At 45.0% G+C, this 14,581-nt stretch carries 12 protein-coding genes; 1 reads left to right on the top strand and 11 read right to left on the bottom strand.

Annotation, left to right across the window (positions count from 1 at the left end; translation table 11 throughout):
• The first annotated feature begins 180 nt into the window (after positions 1 to 180).
• Entirely contained in the window at positions 181 to 1,305 is a 1,125-nt protein-coding gene (locus MKR94_RS12790) for a CfaE/CblD family pilus tip adhesin (protein WP_241585919.1), read from the top strand.
• A 526-nt stretch (positions 1,306 to 1,831) separates the two neighbouring features.
• Here the strand turns inward: MKR94_RS12790 and MKR94_RS12785 are convergent.
• The 11 genes from MKR94_RS12785 to tssF form a co-directional block, all read right to left on the bottom strand.
• Positions 1,832 to 2,749 (bottom strand): LysR family transcriptional regulator, encoded by a 918-nt coding sequence (locus MKR94_RS12785; RefSeq protein ID WP_241647247.1) that lies wholly within the window; start codon positions 2,747 to 2,749, stop codon positions 1,832 to 1,834.
• A 351-nt stretch (positions 2,750 to 3,100) separates the two neighbouring features.
• Positions 3,101 to 4,252, bottom strand: a complete 1,152-nt coding sequence (locus MKR94_RS12780; protein WP_241647246.1) for an MFS transporter — start codon at positions 4,250 to 4,252, stop codon at positions 3,101 to 3,103.
• A 431-nt stretch (positions 4,253 to 4,683) separates the two neighbouring features.
• Positions 4,684 to 5,250: a helix-turn-helix transcriptional regulator gene (locus MKR94_RS12775; RefSeq protein WP_241647245.1), complete on the bottom strand. Its 567-nt coding sequence runs from the start codon at positions 5,248 to 5,250 to the stop codon at positions 4,684 to 4,686.
• Between the two features lie 173 nt (positions 5,251 to 5,423).
• A complete protein-coding gene (locus MKR94_RS12770) occupies positions 5,424 to 5,897 on the bottom strand; it encodes a DcrB-related protein (protein WP_241585926.1) in 474 nt (157 codons plus the stop codon).
• Positions 5,894 to 7,543, bottom strand: coding sequence for an OmpA family protein (locus MKR94_RS12765; RefSeq protein WP_241647244.1), 1,650 nt, complete (start codon positions 7,541 to 7,543; stop codon positions 5,894 to 5,896). The genes MKR94_RS12770 and MKR94_RS12765 overlap by 4 nt, the downstream gene beginning before the upstream one ends.
• A gap of 9 nt (positions 7,544 to 7,552) precedes the next feature.
• Positions 7,553 to 8,149 (bottom strand): hypothetical protein, encoded by a 597-nt coding sequence (locus MKR94_RS12760; RefSeq protein WP_241585930.1) that lies wholly within the window; start codon positions 8,147 to 8,149, stop codon positions 7,553 to 7,555.
• Positions 8,146 to 9,474 carry a GlcNAc-transferase family protein gene (locus MKR94_RS12755; RefSeq protein WP_241647243.1) on the bottom strand — a complete coding sequence of 443 codons (1,329 nt, stop codon included), beginning with the start codon at positions 9,472 to 9,474 and terminating at the stop codon, positions 8,146 to 8,148. The genes MKR94_RS12760 and MKR94_RS12755 overlap by 4 nt, the downstream gene beginning before the upstream one ends.
• Before the next feature lie 26 nt (positions 9,475 to 9,500).
• Positions 9,501 to 10,529 carry a fimbrial protein gene (locus tag MKR94_RS12750; RefSeq protein WP_241647242.1) on the bottom strand — a complete coding sequence of 343 codons (1,029 nt, stop codon included), beginning with the start codon at positions 10,527 to 10,529 and terminating at the stop codon, positions 9,501 to 9,503.
• A complete protein-coding gene (locus MKR94_RS12745) occupies positions 10,520 to 11,614 on the bottom strand; it encodes a type VI secretion system protein TssA (RefSeq protein WP_241647241.1) in 1,095 nt (364 codons plus the stop codon). The genes MKR94_RS12750 and MKR94_RS12745 overlap by 10 nt, the downstream gene beginning before the upstream one ends.
• Before the next feature lie 32 nt (positions 11,615 to 11,646).
• Positions 11,647 to 12,636, bottom strand: a complete 990-nt coding sequence (gene tssG, locus MKR94_RS12740; protein WP_241647279.1) for a type VI secretion system baseplate subunit TssG — start codon at positions 12,634 to 12,636, stop codon at positions 11,647 to 11,649.
• 35 nt (positions 12,637 to 12,671) lie between these two features.
• A complete protein-coding gene (gene tssF / locus MKR94_RS12735; protein ID WP_241585936.1) occupies positions 12,672 to 14,552 on the bottom strand; it encodes a type VI secretion system baseplate subunit TssF in 1,881 nt (626 codons plus the stop codon).
• Positions 14,553 to 14,581 lie beyond the last annotated feature (29 nt).

Genomic DNA, 14,581 nt, shown 5'->3' with positions numbered 1-14,581 from the left:
TATTGTATGAAGGGGAGAGCAGAATAATAATTGGTAAGTCTAAATTATGAATGTCATGGTCGATGACCATCGTAAAGATATAATTAAAAATATGTCGGAGATGAATGATTCAATTGATAAGGATATCAAATCATCACTCCGGGGATGTCCTTTAAGTTAAAGTGGTGGGAGGTCAATGTTTTGAGGGGAAATACGAAGCATTATTCATTATTTTTGGAGTGCGGTAGGGTAGTTAAAATAATAAACCTTATTTTTTTGGTATTGTTTTTTTTATTTTCATATAAAGTTGAAGCATCTCAGTATGTTGCAAGTATAAAGTATGATCTATCTGCTGTGCCTCAAAAATGGCAAGAAGGTGATTTTATAACAAGATATCCTGTTTCTCAATATAGACTGATCAGTTGTAATTCTACAAGTGATACAGAAAATGGAGCATGCCCCGTAGAAGGTGTCTACGGTCCTAGAATTTCGCGCTCATCCCCTCTCAGTACTTGGGGGCAAATTAAGTTAGCGATGCATGAGAAAAATACGCATCAGAACATAGTTGTGAATATTGCAGCACTTCGTTGGAGTCTTGGGTGTGTTGATAGATACCCATGGGATATTGCTGAATGTCAACTTTCTCAATATGATCCAGCGATTAAAGTTGGTTTGGATGGGGAAACCCTAAAAAATATTCCAGTAGGGATTTGGGAAGGTAACCTTGTATTGAATCAGCGTGACTATAAGTTTCCCAGTAATATTGTTGAAAAGATCTATTGGAAACTTACGGTGGAGGTGACTGACTCTTCAAAACAAATGATATATTTTCCTGCGTTTCCAACTTCTGATCCGCATGTTGATTTAAACTTAACTTATCGACCAGGAAGTAGGAGCAATGACAGTGTAAGTGGGACTGCTAGCCTCGATATGTGTCTATACGATGGTGGGACCTCAGCAAAAATGGTACAATTACAATTCCTAGATGATAGTAGAAGTTTAATAGGTAAAGATCCTGAATTATTTTCAGTTTACCGGGATGGCGCTGATAAAAATAAAATTGACAATACTATCAATTATAAGCTTCAAGTACTCAACCCGACAACTGGAGTTCTTGATCAGGTGTCAAATGGGAAAGCTTTCGTTTGGAAAGGTGCCAACGCAAGAAATATTCAACGAAATGTAGTTCTACCAGGTATACCAGGAGTATCACTCTGCTTACCCGCACCTTTAAAGTTTATCACGCCAGTATTTGATTACTCTGGCAAAAATGCAGGCCATTATACTGGGGTATTAAAAGTAATCTATTCGATTTCTACACACTAGAAAACATTTCGAAAGTATAATCTCCATTCAAAATAGAAAGGATTGTTTTTTGAATGGACTTAACTAAATAAAGTTTGTCCTCTTGTTGGTAATATTGTCCTGGAGGGGTTGTAATGTCTGCAAAGTTATTTTATTCATTGGTCTAACTAATCGTTTTTTTCAAACATATCCTCTTTGGTTTGATTGGGGATTTATTTTATAAGTCTGCTTTATAAAAGGGCAAGTAAATTGATGCGTGAATTATTTATTTTGGCTTAGACTATAATTAATCTACAGGTCGTCGGATATAATAATTTAGCGGTTGCTTACATTAATCAAAATTTATTTACTACTTTTTTGCTGGCTATTGAATGTCTGTAATCGCTTAATTGATAAAATAAGATTTTTTGACCTTTGTGATTTAAGGGGGGGGTGAAAATTAATAACTATAAGCCAATAAAATCCTTACCGCGCCCCCCTTACTTTCATTGCTACCTGATAATAATATAGGAATTATTCATCAGTATACTTTATTCAATTCTCGACATCACCTCGCAATCCATTGTTTCTCAATATAATCACGAAAAGCAATAAACAGCGGTGAGTAAATTTTTCTAGGCCGCCAAACTAAGTAAACGGGGACTTGCTCTAATGCCCATTCTGGCATCAATATGACAAGTTTAGCCTGTTTTGCATAATCAGATTTCAGCCAGCCCGGTGTGCCCAGTGTAATTCCTTTTCCCTCAATGCATAAATTGATCAAAGATAAATGATTATTCGAAGAAAGGGCGCTGTTATTGATATTATCAATCTCGTAACATTCTTCTCCTTTACTGAATTTAAATGTGGTGCCGAATCCGTTATGGCGTAAATTGAAGATATTGTGCTGTGAAAGGTCATTAGGGTGAAGAGGACGGCCGTAATTATCGATATATTCTTGAGTAGCAATCAGGGCAACTTTTAGCCCTGGTAACTCTCGATAAACAATGTTCTCATTTTCAGGTTTGCCGCTACGTAAGATAAGATTATCGAGATCTGGCACATCTTGGCTAAGCTCTGAGCTTTCTCTTGCATCTAATTGAATTTGAGTCCCTGGCCACATTTCCATAAACTCTTGCGCCCAGCGATTGGCTAAAAATTCAGCAAGGATTACAGGGACACTTAATTTTAACATCCCCCTTATCTGTTTTTGAGGGTTTCTTAGCTCTTCGAGTAACTCTTGAAATAACTCTGTAATCTCTAACGCTTTATTGTAGGCTAATCTTCCAGCAATCGTCAGTTCAATGCCGTGAGTGTCGCGCACTAGCAGATTTGTGCATGTGTAATCTTCAAGCTTGGAGATAATTTTACTGACGGCTCCAGCGGTCATATTCAATTCTTTGGCTGCAACGGAGAGACTTCCAGCATCAACCGTTCTAATAAAAACAAGCCAATCGCGTAAACCTTTATTTTTAGGACTATCCATTTGGGACGTTTCTTGTTAAGAACAGGTTCTACTAATGATAGTTAAATTTATATAATATTTCATAATCGTATATCCCTATAGTAAGCATCATGTCAGCAGTAGATACGCGAATGACTCTTCGCTACCGTGAAGGGGGCAGCGTTCACCTGCTGTGGAATGATCAAATCGTGATAACTTTGAGTGACGACTCTGGCAGAAAAATTGATGAAGCTTGTGGTGAATACGACAATCGTCTCGTTATATTGCGAACTGTCAAGCCATCTAGATGGGGAGGGCTGGCTAAGGACTTATCAGTCAACGGGCTTAACGGGAGACGCCAAACCCGGCTGGTATCCTATTCTATTACTTCCCCTAAGACGAGATACGTTGATTTAAGTTGAGTTTAAAAGAGAGTGCTCCGACCACTAGCATTAGCAACATAATAAGAGAGAAAGAGCTCGATAATGAGCTTAAATGTGCAATGTAACCGATAATAGCCGGCCCGCTTAACACGCCAAGATAGCCCAAGGTAGTCATTGCAGGGACAGCCACTGCTTGTGGCATCACTTTTTGTTCGCCCACAACGGAGAACATTATGGGGACAATATTGGCACAGCCAGCCCCTATCAACGCATAACCACTTAGAGAGAGGTACCAAAGTGGGATAAAAGTCACCATTGCCAGTCCTAATGCAGCGGTTATCGCACCGATGACAACGACCTTAAAACGCCCGATATGTTTAATAACTTTATCCCCCGTTAGCCGAGCAAGTGTCATTGCCACGGCAAAACAGGTATAGCCCAATCCACCCAAGGTCTCTGGCATTCCAGTAACTTGCGTGAGATAAACAGCACTCCAGTCCAATACCGTCCCTTCAGTCAAAAATACCGAAAAACAAACAATACCAAGCAATAATACAATACCACGAGGCATAGCAAAGGCTGGGCCTGCTTTTGGATTGGCATAAGGCAATATGCCTGGATAGCTTAAGAGAGTGAGAATTCCTACACAGAGTATGATGACGAAGGTGGCGAGCATTACTGGAATTCCGAATGCTAAGAGAAACGTCATCATTCCCGCCCCAGCGATGCCTCCGATGCTGTAAAATCCATGAAAGCCAGACATTAAGGGAATAGAGGACTCTTTTTCAACCAGGATCGCTTGAATATTCATTGCACAGTCAGTCATACCGACGCCGATGCCAAAGATGAGCAAAACCAGCCCCAATAGAATAGGCTGAGTGATTACCGACAAGAGCGGGACTATTAATATAATCAAGCCAATGGCGGCAATAATCACCTTACGACAACCAAACCGACTGGTGAGTGCTCCAGTCGTTGGCATGGTGATGAGTGCGCCAATACCTAAACATAGTAATAGTGAACCGAGAGTCGCATCACTAATGCTAGTGTTAGCTCGAGCATAGGGGACGATAACCGCCCACGTCGCTGTCACGAATCCTGATATAAAAAAGACTAAACGTGTTGCTAGTTGTGAGGAGTTCCCTCGTTTTTCCTTGGCCATATGACATCCTATTCCGTCGTGTATGATGCGTTGAGCTTAATACTGAATTCACGAAGTGTAAAAAAGTGATCAGTTACCGAGGTGAGAAACAACGGGATGATTATCATTATCAGTACCAAGATTTCTTAAGCCTTTAGACTATTTTTCTACGTTAGAATGCGCATTGCTCGACAGATTGGGTTACAGGACAGGAAAAGCTGCGCTGAGCTTGCACATTGGACGAAAGCGACGCCTTAAGCCGGGAAGTGTTCACGGAAGAATGAATCGTTATCTGAAGAATGAGTAGCCAAAAAAGTGATCGTCCCCAGAGAGGTGCAAAAGTAAAATTTACTCTTGCACCCGGTAATCAATAGAATACTGATAAAATCATCGAGACAAGTCTGAGTCAGTAGCATAGAGGTTGCCAACTGTGGGAATGAGTGACAACCTCTTTACAATAAGATGATATCTGAATATTTGGTATCATAATTTTTCAGTACTTGAATAATTTTATTTAGCCGTTGTCTATTAACGGTGCGTGTTTTTCTTAAAATATTCCTACGATGAGTATAGGTAGTGCTTTTTTTACAGTTCATTATTTGAGAAATTGTAGAGATACTATTCCCTTTTGCTAACAGCTTAATTATTTTCATTTCATGGAAGGTGAGTTGTTCAAGCTCTGTTGGTAGGATAGCTTTCATTTTATTAAGATGGATAAATTCCCTTCTACTTCGTTGTGCAATTTTAAGGATATAAGATAGCAACGTCTTTATTTCGGATAGAAGAAGGTTTTTTGTACAGAAAATAATGATTATGGGAAATGGAGGGTGTTCAGATTTTTTTTCTTTATAATCAATTACTGCCACCCCCTTATGAAATGATATAATTTTGTCTTGTTCTGTCGTTGCGTCGACTTGCTTACCGAAATAATTATCTCGCTTTTTTTTTACGTCATTAATGAGACAGGTCATTCCCAGGTTATAAAATTGATTTTCTGTACAAACTGAAATGGCTGGCATAGGTATCTCCTTATATCAAATCAGTGGGTAAGAACAAAGCAGGCGATCGGGCCTGCAATGTTCGCGCTATAGTTGTTAAGCGACAACGAATTGCTATCGATATGTAGGGTTTTAGTTTGATATATTTACGTTGTATAAAATATTGAATTAATATCGAATAACACTTCTAATCATTAACCCATCTGTGGCGTAAAACTATTAATCACCTGCACATAATGTTTTCGCTGATATTCCGTGAATTGATCTTCAGATACTAGAGTGAAGATTATCAATTCCCGATTAAACGGATTGTGCACAGTATCTTCTGGCAGACGCATTATCGATTGAATTTGTTTTTTGGTCTTTCCTTCATACAGATAGCGGTTAGCCACCTGAACAATCGGGATTTTTGCGGGGCCAATTTCATGTTCGAGTAACTTTCCTTCAATGTTGAAACCAGGAAGTTTATGACGTAGCGTTTCCATTTCCTCTTCACACCAGGCGGTAACGTCTTTTCCTTCAGGTAGCAACACACGGTTGATGACGATTTGATACTCTTTCCCTTCATCGTCGCGAAACATCAGTAAATTGACACTTCTGTCCAACACTGGACGAGGAGTTAAAAAGTTACCTTCGTACATGTGATATTCGTAGAGGCTATTACTCATAGGGTCGTAAACTCCTTAGCTATTTCTGCAGAGGGCAGGATGATGACGTCTACTCGACGGTTTTCCTGGCGCCCCTGCACATTGTCGTTAGGGGCGATTGGCTCATCTGCACCTGCACTTTGGGTAATCAATAGGGAGGGATCGATGCCGTGCTCTGTCAGCCACTGTGCTACCGCCTCGGCGCGCCGAGCCGCTATTATGTCATTCACTCGCTTACTCCCGGAGTTGTCTGCGTGTCCAGTGATCACAATTTTCTGCTGTGGATGAGAGCGAATGAGTTCTATTATCGGTGCTAGCTGACGGCTAGCCTGAGGTAATAACGTTGAACTACCGGAGTCGAATAGATGATCGTGCCACTGCGGCGTACTATAGATCGGTAGCGTTGACAGGAGGGCTATACGCTGATTGATTGCAGTAAGAGATTTGGCGCAGGGTGATAGCCCCCACAGGCGTATTTCGGGGACCTCGGTACAGGGTGACCAGCCTGTGTAAAGTGCCTGCAGTTGCGCAATACGTCTTTGTAATCTTACAGCAGAAAGGTTGTCTAACGGTTCCAGAATATGCTGTATCTTAAGGCGAAACGCTTGTTGTTGCCGATGAATTGAAAGAGTGGTGATGAGGAGCGAAGCCGCCAGTATTATCGTGACTAGTAACTGGCTCCATCGTAGAGCATTGACCCTTTTTTCCACGCGAGGCCGTTCGCGCTGATAACTAGGCGCTGATTTCAGTTCGATCATTGGAAGTGAAGGTTCAGCGGTGCGCGTACTCAACGCAGGTAACAGTCCATAGCGCTGGGCTAACCAAGACGACCATGCGCCATGGCGATGGAACCCACTACTGCAATCACACAGCAACAGTTGGTTTAGCCGCAGCGAAGTAGGAAAAAATATGCGTGTCAAACACTGGGTGATCCCGCTCTTTGTCAACCAGGCAAACAGCTGTTTACCTAGGACGGCGCGTTGGACATCTTGCGGGGTAGCGGGTGGCGTGCTATCGATTTGCGCACTGAGCTGACTCAGGGCTTTTTCAGGACTCAATGCCTGCTGGGGATCAATCGCGAGGTTACCCAGCCAGGTTTCCGTAACGTGTTGGCTTTCGCAGCCGACACGACTGAGACGGGCGTAGACAGCAAGTACCGCTGGTAAAGAATAGTGTGTAAGAACCGTAGTGAACTCTTGTTCCCATTGAGAAATCTTTATTTTTATCTGTTCAGCACTATCTTCAGCATCTGGAAGGAGAGGAAAAAATACTACGGCACGCGCCTTGGGTGAAACTTGTCCGATCTTCTTAAGGCGTAGCGCAAGCGTTTTAGCATCGTTCGCTAGAAGCCATACGAGTGTGTGATTGAATCGACTGTCATCCCCGTTACCATATTGTCTAAACCACTTTGCAGCATAGGGCCCCACGATCAGCATAACCGGTTTCTCCACTGCGGCCAATCTTGGTAAGAGGGGAGGAGTGTCCGTATTAGGAGGTTTCGCGAGTATGCTATAGCCATGTAGGCTGACTAGAATGAGGGCCAATAAGATCATCACCGGCATTACAAGCCATTCCTTTTGTAAAGCGGGCAGTAGCGACAGTGCAAAGCAAAGTAGAAAAGCTGAAGTGATGACGAATAGAGAGAAGCGTAGCCAAATCCTGCGCATGGAAAATCCTTAATAAAGATAGAAATAACAGCTAAGCCAGACCGCAAAAAGACAGGTGAGGATAGGAATGAACGCCTTAGCGGTCCAAAACACATCGTGCCAGAGCAAAGTGCTTTTATGATCTGTCGTGGCAATGTCGTCCTGTGAAAGCGTCGCAGGGGAAGATGACGAGTCTGCGGCGATAAGAGGATGTTGACCGGAGCCCCTTGGCGTTTGCGGGTAGGGAAATGAAGACAGACAAAATAGTTTACCTACCGCTACGGTGAGTTCCCCTCGGGTCTGCTGAGCCAGCAGGTCAGCATGTTGCTCGGTAAAAAAGCAATCATCACCCGGGCCGTAGAATAAAAGCTCAAGCTCATAACCTTGCCAGCTCAATCCCTCCTGCTGCAGATTCCGCTGGGTAGTGAGATCGAGGGCATGACAGCTTAAACGACACAGGGCATCGATAACATCGTCACTATATCCCTTTTGCTTTAAGTCAGTGCACAAGAGGTCGATACGCACTTTCAGTTGATACTGATATTCCATCAATGAGGGAATAATGGCGGGGAGTGAAACCAGCGCGCAGGTGGCAATAATTTCGTCGAAAATCGTTAAATATTTCACCAGCTTTTCTCCAGTACATCATCCCACTCGTACCGGTCAGTAAAGGCGCAGATACGGACTGTTTGGGCATCGGCACAGCTCAGCGTATCAAAGCGTAGCTTAAGCTGTCTGGATTGCTGACCATCATTGGTGAAGAGTTGGCAAAAGGCTGCTGGAGAATAGCGACGTAACATTATTGGGCGCTTCGCCTGGCTATAGACCCCAACGTGCCACCACACAACGTCATTACGCGTTAGGTTGATTTCATCTTGGCTCAACATGAGGGTTTTATTATGAAAGAAACGTAAACTTTGCACCCATTTCTGATGGTCGTCGGGAAGATCCTCGAACCAGCTGACTTTCTCTGTTCCCCATACATCCGGATGAACACGCTGCCCAATAAGGTCGATACCAATTCGGTACTGAAACTCCAGCAGCGAACGTTGACGTCCCAGCCCCCATGGTTGGGAAAAGGTTTCTGCAGCGTCTGTGTTGAGCAGGCGTCGAACGTGCAACGTCGACGCTTGATTGCGTTGCCACCAGACGGTATCAATCAGCCCTTTTTCTTTCGCTTCGTTTGAGTGATCATCCCATACTTTCGGTGCATTTTGGCGTTGGTAATAATGCCAGAGGATAATCCGATGTACCGTCCAGACGTCGTAACCATGCGTCCAGGCACGCATTGCACGATTGAACTCTTCCCCGATAAAGAAAATAGCTGGATCATTAGGGACACGGGTGACGAAGTGACCGTCAGCAAAAATAAAACCGCCAGCAATATAGCCGCTCCGAGTGGGGGCGTCGGCTTTAAATTGGGTAGAATGTTGAGCGACGATACCTTCTTTACTGAAATCGTTGAAGACCAGACGCGATAGATAATCTTTGCGATCTTCGTCGTGACCTGGCGTGTAAGCTGGAGGGTAGCAGGAAAGCACAGGTTTTGAACTCTGACTACGCAAGCTTTCAAGCATGGTGATCATCGCCGTATCCCAGCCAATGATAAAGCGGCAGTGCGAGTCAATCTGTAGTAAATAGCGTTCTTGTTGATAACATTGGTCTACTTGATAGCGTGCCCAGCACGCACCCTCACTTTTTAAATAGTTAACAGCGATAACCTTGAGCAATACCCCCCTGTAGCGGAATTGATAAAACTGCTCTGATTGACTCACCAATGTTAGCCCGGCATTGAGGAAGGATTGGATATCGCCGTTGTCCTGCCAGCAGATCACAATGTGTAAATTCTCTGGCTTCTCCGCGCCGTGAATCAGACTATGCAAGGTGGGGCACAGCTCTGGGTCACGGTAGCTGGCGATATTCACGAATATAGTACTATCTGAAGTTTTCATCCGTTTATTGACTGCTTTGACGAGGGTTAATTGATCTGGAAAGTAATTTCAGCATGAGCGGTAAAATCCCCCACTGCGGGTAAAAGGGTGGGGGAGGCGCGTAATAACGTGGCACTCCAGTTGAATTGTGCAGCGTTGTTGTTTTGGACGCTGTACTTAGATTCAGAGGACGTACCATCCACGTTCATTGTCTTACCTTGACTGTCGGTAATCCCAATCTTGAGCCTGTCTGTATTGCCTGCGGCATCGGTTACAGTAATGTACTTGTTATCCGATGTACGCTGGCGAGCATTGATACTTGCGATGGCATTGTAAGTACCGAAATCGGTCTGGCACTGAAGTGTGAAATGTAGGTCACGTTTGATGCCATTGTTGAGCGTGGTTTCTGTAATGCTGCCGAATGGCACATCTTTTATGGATTGGTCGGTTTTACATACAGGCGTACTTACAATAGTCACCCCGCCGAGATTAACGGTAAAAGCTCTGTTATCACCTGGGGTGTCGCTGTTAATCCATTGGGTGATGAAGGCGACCGTTGGAGGAAGAACGACTTCCCCCTGTGGGTCATGCAGTTTAAGCTGGGCGTTCCTCTTGTAAATTTGCACCTCGAAAGACGTGTTTTTAGTAAACACGATATAGGGGCTATCTGGGTTCACTTGTAGCGTTCTAGGCATGGATGGGAAATAGCCGGTTGCACCTTTTGAGGTGAGGGAAGGTAAAATTGAAAGACCGGTATCGCCCACCGCAAAGGTGTTGTTAGAAAGATCCGTGAGGCCAGTCGTATTAAGTGTTTTACCGTAAAGATAGGTGGGAATTTTATTACAGTCGTAATAGACGTCGTTAAAGGTGTTTGCGGCAACACTCATTTTACCGATGAGCGTACCAGCAGCGGCATCTGCATCAATATTAAACGTTTTTGCTGGCAGAGTAAGGAAAATAGGAAAGCCAGGTATAGAAAGCGATTCGAAACCATCTTTGATAAAGGGACAGTCAGCCAAGCACGGCTGAAGTAAAATAAAATTGCAGGTAATAAACAGTTTAGAAATTAGTCGCATTCTGCTATGTCCTGTAAAGATTTTAAATTAGCGATAAGTTCGGCGGGTAAGATATCCAACAGCTCAATAAAACTTTTGCCGACGGTATGTGCAGTGAGGCTCAGGAGTAAAATTGCGGGAGAGCTAGGCTCCTTCTCGCTGAACCAGCTACGTAGTTGTTCCAGTCGACGTAAGGCTTCCCGCCGATCGCTGATAACCGCAGCGGATGGTGTTGTTATTACTGTTTTTTCTACCGATAAAGGCCGTGGATCTGCTGATGGCAGAGGATTAGGGGGGGGCGACGACGCGTTCGGTGGCTCCACGTGGCACGTAGGGAGGGGCGTCTCTGACTGAACTGGCTGATCGTTTTCTAAGGGGGCGATAGCTGTATTGCTGGAAAAAAACACTAGCAGCGAGGTCAACGCCGAGAAATCGGGGGCATCATCGCCCAAGCTGTGATCAAGAATTGCCTTGAGTTCGCGTAACTTTTCAGCGGCGTGTTGCAGAGAAACGATGGAAGGATCGTTATGCAACGTTTCTAAAATCGCTTTTACCGTCACTTCGCTCTGCGTATCCTCATCAGCCGGACCACTAAGCGCTCGTTCAACGTCCCTTAAGGTGAGTTGTAAACCCTTCGCTTTAGGAAGTGGCTCAAGGCGTAGGTCGGCTAAATAACCTTCGTGTGAGCTCAATTCAGCAAAAGCATTAGCGCGTAGGATGGGTACATACTCTCCCTCATCCATGGGTAAGGGATGAAAATCTTGAGGCCATTGCGTAATCAAGTGAAGGAGAGCATTTAGCCCTTCATTGACCGCCGATAAGCCGATACTGTGTAACCGACAGCGCATTAAGATAATAACTAGCCGTACATCCTTACTTTTTAACAAGAGTGTGCGTGCTTCACGTTCAACCTCAGCCCATTTGATGGGATCGATAGCCTCGACAAAATCACCATATTCGGCCCCAAGTCGAGGCTGAAGCTGTCCTTGGAGCATGATAAATGCTGGATCATATTCGAGACTTTCCCCACAGGGGGGGGAATCATTTGTCGGCTCTAGCAGCGGCAAATACCACTCCGGGCAGGGGTAAGTTAAGTTCGGCAACATATTGCTCCTGTCTCAAAAAAGAAAAGTGATGGTTAGGCCCAGCGGGACTGTGCTTCGGGATCGAAACTCATGCCTGCCAGCGCAGTAGATGTATCGCTGCGTGTTAGCCAGCTGGTGTAACCCAGTTGGTGCGTCTCACCGAGAGATGCATAAGGCACTTCTTCAGCGGATAACACCAAGCTGACTTCCCAGGCATATTCGAAGCCCACGAAATTTCTTACCCATTCACGCAGTACCGGTAAATCCTCGCCGGTTGGGCTGAAGCACCGATACTGTTCTAGACTAAGGGGCCCGAAAATAAGCTGAAATTTATGCTGCCTATCAACGACCATGCTGCCTAAAATTGCACCATCTCCTAAGCTGGATGAGCCATTCATAATGCCGAGCTGGGAACGATCTGCATTTTCTAGGCTGATCCACTGACTGGCGAATTCCTGTATCTGTACGGGGACATCGAAGTAATAGTGAAGTGCACCAATCAGGCCTTCAGGGTTACGTGACTCACGAATTAGATGGGCAGCAGAGGAGAGTCGTGGATGCAACGGCAGCGCGCTGTCGAGCAGTTCTTGAGGATCAAGGCCAGCCAAACTGCCAACATAAAATGAGAAACGTTCATCATGAGGGCGATCAAGAGAAGCCGTATCCTGAGAGACGAACCATGCACGCCAAAATTGTGCGAGGGCGCGGTGATGGAAGATATCGACAAAGGCATTTAGCGTATCATCATGTGACTCTGATCGAGTATAGGCCAGCTCGGTGAGATGGAGTGGCATGGCTCCCTGGGGGCCCCATATACCTAGGCCGAAAAGTTCGATATCGGTCTTGTCAGCCGTCTGGCTAAGAGACGCTATTTCGCGGGGCGCAAAATTCATATGCGCTTTTTGGCTTAGGCGAAAGTTTTCTTGTGTCGGCAAGCGAGCGCTTCCTGGTACGGGCCTTTCTGGAGACTGTGCCGCAAGCTTCCGAAGTAGCGGGATGAAGCCATTCTGGATACTCTGATCATCCTCGGCGCAGTGAGTCATAGGCTTTTGGTCGAGAGAGCTGTTATCACGCACAGTCACAAGATACCTCGCTGTCCCGGACGTGCCTGCCATTGTCCTATCACCCCACGCTGCATGGAGCGTAATTCTGTTTCAGTAAAAACATTTATCGCAGCGTGTCGAGCAAGATAATTTTCCATAATCATGCCAAAAAGATATGGGCTGATACCGGAAAAACTCTCTTCATCGATGGTCAATTCGCAGCGTACCCCTCGACCGTAAATGAGTAATCCTTTCCCAGGAAGGCGACGGACCACTGGCGTACTGTGACAGCCCACCAGTGCCTCTATTTGCTTGATTGATTCGTTATCTGAATCGCTAACAAAAAGACGCAAAATATTACGCAGCGAAGCACCCCCTTCGTGATGGGGCATATCTGATAGAGGTAGGTAGTTAAAGCTGAGCTGCCGAATGAGTCGCCAAGCCGATTCGCCTTGAGCAAACGGTGATCGGGGAGCACTGGGTTGAAAGATAAATCGAGCACCTTCAACTGGCGCTGAATCTGGCATACTCAAGGAAAAATTACCGTCAGCTAAGATTAAACGGGGCAAATCTCGATTAGTAATCAGCGCCTCAATTGATAAGTAGCGGATATTGTCTTGCCAGGGGGCCTCTTTCTGATCTACCAGTGAAACAAAAACCTCCGTACCAGAATAAGGAGTTCGAGTTGCGTACTTACGCGCATTACTGTTGGTTTGGCGTGGCTTGCGTAGCGTAGAGAAATATCGGCCAAAGTTACCTTGGGCACTATGACGTGTTTGATAGAGCGGGTTGAAAACCACCTCGCTACTATTTTCTGCTTGCTGACCAAATACTTTGCGAATTGAATGAACCTCGAAATCGAGAGGTCGGCTGCGGTCTGGCGTGGCGTGAAATTCGTTTGAGCGTTGATTAATTTCAAGCTTGTCTAAGCGTCTGGAAAACAGGTTGATGACCGGCGTACAGTGCAGCAAGAAGCGGGACGCGGAAATGTGCTCCGTCAGATGTGAGGCATTACGGTTTAACAGAATAATGATCTCTGCTTCTGAGGTGTGGTTGTGGATCAGTCCGTCTGTCAGCTGCGTCAGAGAAAAGAAATAAAAGCGTTTACGACAGGAGAAGTACTCTTGTACCAAATTATGACCATGGAACATATTCCAGGCGGCGGGAAGAAGATTATGTCCGGACGATAGTCCTTCAAAGGCCAATGGATTGCGGCTAACAATACTGTCAGTCATATTATCTCCGCGACCTGAGCGGACGATCATCGCGACTTGTCCAGCGTGGAGTAATTCAAAAATGTGCGAAACAATTCGCTCATCACCATCAATATAGAGTGGTAGACGCTCCAGCCCGTTGAGTTGGGAAAAAGTAATATCATCAGGTAATGAGAGCTTAATTCTTAACGCACTTTTCAAGGGAGCCAACGGAATGTTGTACCGCTCCAAGTGGGGCATATCGGGGGGTAAAGAGGTTAACCTAGCATCCGTAATTTCTAGTGGCCAAAGCTGAACCTCTTGACCACTTCGGAATTCACAGCGAGTGACTTCTCCAGCTGGGATTGGAGTATAGAACGCACTGTCCCGCGGGACTGAATATCCTCGCGTGAGATCCCCTTCTTTTAAGTTCGGTTTGAGCTGAATTACCCCCATTGAAGGAACCGGTGCGGTGTAATTAGGATAGATAATATCAAGCAACCGTTGGGTAAAGCGGGGAAATTCTGAATCGAGCTTAAGTTGAGTCCGCGCGGACATGAAACAGAATGCTTCGATTAAGCGTTCTACAAAGGGATCGGCGACGTCAATACCATGCATGCCGAGGCGTCCGGCAATTTTAGGATGCTTTTCGGCAAACTCATTTGCCATCTCACGCATGAATGTCAATTCTGTATTGTAGCTGTCTAAGAATTTTTGATCCATGTAGGCCCCGAATATTAAAAGAGTGTTTT

This window comes from Rosenbergiella metrosideri (genome assembly GCF_022602565.1).
Taxonomy (GTDB): Bacteria; Pseudomonadota; Gammaproteobacteria; order Enterobacterales; family Enterobacteriaceae; genus Rosenbergiella; species Rosenbergiella metrosideri.
This window is presented reverse-complemented; position numbering and strand designations above follow the sequence as displayed.

Bases quoted from the DNA above. Each gene is read 5' to 3' on its own strand.
- MKR94_RS12785 (WP_241647247.1), bottom strand. From the start codon at position 2,749: ATGGATAGTCCTAAAAATAAAGGTTTACGCGATTGGCTTGTTTTTATT.
- MKR94_RS12750 (WP_241647242.1), bottom strand. From the start codon at position 10,529: ATGCGACTAATTTCTAAACTGTTTATTACCTGCAATTTTATTTTACTT.
- MKR94_RS12775 (WP_241647245.1), bottom strand. From the start codon at position 5,250: ATGCCAGCCATTTCAGTTTGTACAGAAAATCAATTTTATAACCTGGGA.
- MKR94_RS12745 (WP_241647241.1), bottom strand. From the start codon at position 11,614: ATGTTGCCGAACTTAACTTACCCCTGCCCGGAGTGGTATTTGCCGCTG.
- tssF (WP_241585936.1), bottom strand. From the start codon at position 14,552: ATGGATCAAAAATTCTTAGACAGCTACAATACAGAATTGACATTCATG.
- MKR94_RS12770 (WP_241585926.1), bottom strand. From the start codon at position 5,897: ATGAGTAATAGCCTCTACGAATATCACATGTACGAAGGTAACTTTTTA.
- MKR94_RS12765 (WP_241647244.1), bottom strand. From the start codon at position 7,543: ATGCGCAGGATTTGGCTACGCTTCTCTCTATTCGTCATCACTTCAGCT.
- tssG (WP_241647279.1), bottom strand. From the start codon at position 12,636: ATGACTCACTGCGCCGAGGATGATCAGAGTATCCAGAATGGCTTCATC.
- MKR94_RS12755 (WP_241647243.1), bottom strand. From the start codon at position 9,474: ATGAAAACTTCAGATAGTACTATATTCGTGAATATCGCCAGCTACCGT.
- MKR94_RS12780 (WP_241647246.1), bottom strand. From the start codon at position 4,252: ATGGCCAAGGAAAAACGAGGGAACTCCTCACAACTAGCAACACGTTTA.